4 protein-coding genes are annotated in these 3,634 nt (G+C 37.7%); 2 read left to right on the top strand and 2 right to left on the bottom strand.

Annotated features, from left to right (window positions below):
- The first annotated feature begins 83 nt into the window (after window positions 1-83).
- Window positions 84-530 carry a hypothetical protein gene (locus FFR48_RS26250; protein WP_137669382.1) on the top strand — a complete coding sequence of 149 codons (447 nt, stop codon included), beginning with the start codon at window positions 84-86 and terminating at the stop codon, window positions 528-530.
- A gap of 132 nt (window positions 531-662) precedes the next feature.
- Complete coding sequence (locus FFR48_RS26255) at window positions 663-935, top strand: hypothetical protein (protein WP_137669383.1); 273 nt, start codon at window positions 663-665, stop codon at window positions 933-935.
- A gap of 262 nt (window positions 936-1,197) precedes the next feature.
- On the opposite strand, the gene hemB is transcribed toward FFR48_RS26255, so the two are convergent.
- The gene (gene hemB, locus FFR48_RS26260; protein WP_137669384.1) at window positions 1,198-2,175 is read right to left on the bottom strand and encodes a porphobilinogen synthase; all 978 of its coding nucleotides are present in this window, start codon (window positions 2,173-2,175) and stop codon (window positions 1,198-1,200) included.
- 492 nt (window positions 2,176-2,667) lie between these two features.
- Window positions 2,668-3,027: a DUF4870 domain-containing protein gene (locus tag FFR48_RS26265; protein WP_137669385.1), complete on the bottom strand. Its 360-nt coding sequence runs from the start codon at window positions 3,025-3,027 to the stop codon at window positions 2,668-2,670.
- Window positions 3,028-3,634 lie beyond the last annotated feature (607 nt).

Here is a 3,634-nt window from a genome sequence, read left to right on the forward strand (position 1 = left end):
TGAAATCCCCAAAAATGCACACTTTTTCCGGTATACCCTTCAAAACCCTTGCACTAATTTCTGTGTTTATCAGCCTCTAACCTTTGATATATCAAGGTTTTAGGTTTATTCAGCAAACCCTATTTAAGTTTGTCACCAAAGAAGCGATCGCCCTATTATTGAAAATACCCGTAGAGCAAATCAGAAAGATTCGCTGTTGGCCGCACGTCATCCTGGTAGTTTCTGAACATTTAGTCAGATTTGTGAGTTATGCCGACTTACCACCGATTTTAGAAGCAGAACCGCCCACAGATAAGGATATTCTCACTTGGCGCAGACGTTGGCGCAAACTCAAAACCTATAAAGCACCCAACTCTTGGAAAGAATTTTATACTTTACAGTTACGTCAATCTACTAATAAAGGCACTTTACAAGCTTGGTGGGGACTGGTTAACACGATTAAGTTTGCATTATCCCATAATGCTGTACAGACAATAAAAAGCGTTTTTCAAGAAATTGAATATTTAATGGCTGTTTCTGTAAGCGGATAAGCTTGTTAATTGATAAAAATTACGCATCATGTATGGAATAACGAACCGCAGAGAACACAGAGGAATAAGAGTTTAATAGGTTTTTTGTGTCAGTCCTGTTAAAATAAGATTGAATTTTTAATTGTAGTATAAGTGACAGAAGAAACCAGAAATGAAGTTAATTGGCAAGATATTGTACAATTTAACAAATTAGATCAGCGTGTTGCTATAGCTAATGATATTTTCCCCAATCTCATTGGTGTAAATGAAGGATATATTGAATGGTGTCCCGATAATGACCCACCAACCCATTTAGAAACTTTACTTTGGTGGTGGGTTATTCGTCCTGACTTGGGAGCAGCAATAGCTAGTGAAGCACCTCAAGAACTAAAAGAAATTATCAGTCGATACATCCTCAATTTATAAATAATTGTCAGAATCAGGTGGTTATCGAGTTTCGACTACGCTCAGTTTCGACTACGCTCAACTACCGAGTTTCGACTACGCTCATGCCAACCTAAACAATATAACTAGCAACTTGGGTTATCTGAATTATTATAATTTTGACCTTATCGCCCGTTGCAGTCGGCGGCACTTTTATTAATAGCCAAAATCTCACGCTCAAACACAAACACACTCAAAATACTCTTTGCGTCTTTGCGCCTTTGCGTGAGACTAATTTAACCTATTACAACCACCGAGCCGCATCTTTAGCGTGATAAGTTAAAATCAAATCAGCACCAGCCCGTTTAAACCCAGTCAAAGTTTCCATCACCACACGCTGCTCATCAATCCAACCATTCAAAGCAGCAGCTTTGACCATCGCATACTCACCAGAAACATTATAAGCAGCCACAGGTAAATTACTTGCTTGCTTCACTTGCCAGATAATGTCCATATATGCCAAAGCTGGTTTTACCATCAGCATATCAGCACCTTCGGCAATATCCAACTCAATTTCTTTGATCGCTTCACGGGAGTTACCGGGGTCCATTTGGTAAGTGCGGCGATCGCCAAACTGCGGTGTGGAGTCTGCGGCATCCCGGAATGGTCCATAATAAGCAGAGGCATATTTAGCAGCATAGGACATGATAGGGATATCTTGAAAACCCGCTTCATCCAAACCTGCGCGAATAGCTTGCACAAAACCATCCATCATCCCTGAAGGTGCGATAATATCTGCACCAGCTTGAGCTTGAGAAACTGCGGTTTTCTTCAATAATTCCAAAGTCGGATCATTTAACACTCTACCAGTTAAATCACCAGTTGTTAAATAACCACAATGTCCATGATTTGTATATTCACATAAACAAGTGTCATTGATAACAATTAAATCAGGAACTGCTGCTTTAACTGCGGTGGTTGCTTTTTGGACAATACCACAATCATGCCATGCCCCCGTAGCATCAACATCTTTATCTTCAGGTATTCCAAATAAGATAATAGCGGGAATACCTAAATCATAAACTTCCTTTGCTTCCTCAACAATTTTATCTATGGAAAGCTGATAAACTCCTGGCATAGATTTTACTTCATTAGCAATACCTTCACCGGGAACAGCAAACAAAGGATATATTAAATCATTGGTTGTTAAAACGGTTTCACGTACCATGCGACGTAGTTGGGGATGGGTACGTAAACGACGAGGGCGATGGGTGGGGAACATAGATTTTATATCAAAAAAACTCAATGGACATCAAAAAAAGCGTCACAAAAGCAGTGCTTTAACTTGTGACTTTCAGCCAAACTAGAAACAGTGCTTAACTGTCTTTGCCCTACTGTTGATGAAGCTGTGGGGCAATTTTGTATTTTACAGCTTTGTTGACACTTTCCGGGAAGGAATTGGGAAAAATAATTTTCAAGTCAGGAGTCGTAAGGGCGTTCGCGAAGCGTGTTGGAAGCATCAGCATTCGGGCGATAAATTATCAATTTTGATCACAGGTTATTTTCCGAATGCTTCGCCCCTACTTCGCCCGTGCAGGAGTCAGAAGTCAGAAGTCAGAATAAAATATATGTATCTGAAAGATGGAAATACAAAGAATAAAAAGAAACAGATACAAATAACATTCTCGAAGTTATAATTTCTGAATCCTTGCTTTTAGCTGATTACTGATAGCTGATTACTTATCATGAAATAAAGACCTAATGAAAATGATGATTAAAAAACTCGAAAGATGAATGGATAACGGAAGGGTGTATCAGGATTACCAAAAACTTTGATGATAGCAAAAATTGTTAATCCCCAATGTATCACATATCCTAAACCTGCGAGTGGTAGTAATATTATCAATGGTAACACTAACCAACCAAGGAGAAAAAATAAAGCTCCTAAAATTGCGCCATAAAACCAAACATTGAAATGGAAGTTGATAGATTCTTTGGCGTTGTCTTTAACAACTGGGTCATCAGAGATAATTAATAAAGCAATGGGTAAACCCACAGATACAATAGTTGTACTAAAAAAAATTGCTCCGTGAGATAAGGCTGATAATAATTTGCGTTTATCGGTATCGTATATATCGTACATTTTTTTATCCTCATGGATTTCGGTTATTTATTATATCATATTTTGTGAAATTTTGATAAATCAGGATTTTTGATTTTGTCTGAATCAGGATAACCAGGATTTGAGGATTTTCAGGATGGTAATTTTTAGATGGTTTGTTTGGTGTTTAAAGTTGTATTTGTCTGAATCAGGATAACCAGGATTTGAGGATGTACGGGGTGGTAATTTTTAGATGGTTTGTTTGGTGTTTAAAGTTGTATTTGTCTGAATCAGGATAACCAGGATTTGAGGATGTACGGGATGTTATTTATAGATTTTCTGTTGGTGTTTAAAGTTGTATTTGTCTGAATCAGGATAACCAGGATTTGAGGATTTACGGGATGGTAATTTTTAGATGGTTTGTTTGGTGTTTAAAGTTGTATTTGTCTGAATCAGGATAACCAGGATTTGAGGATTTACGGGATGGTAATTTTTAGATGGTTTGTTTGGTGTTTAAAGTTGTATTTGTCTGAATCAGGATTTCCAGGATTTGAGGATTTACGGGATGGTAATTTTTAGATGGTTTGTTTGGTGTTTAAAGTTGTATTTGTCTGAATCAGGATTTCCAGGATTTGAGGAT

Source organism: Sphaerospermopsis reniformis (genome assembly GCF_005402885.1).
GTDB lineage: Bacteria > Cyanobacteriota > Cyanobacteriia > Cyanobacteriales > Nostocaceae > Sphaerospermopsis > Sphaerospermopsis kisseleviana.

Bases quoted from the DNA above. Each gene is read 5' to 3' on its own strand.
- hemB (WP_137669384.1), bottom strand. From the start codon at position 2,175: ATGTTCCCCACCCATCGCCCTCGTCGTTTACGTACCCATCCCCAACTA.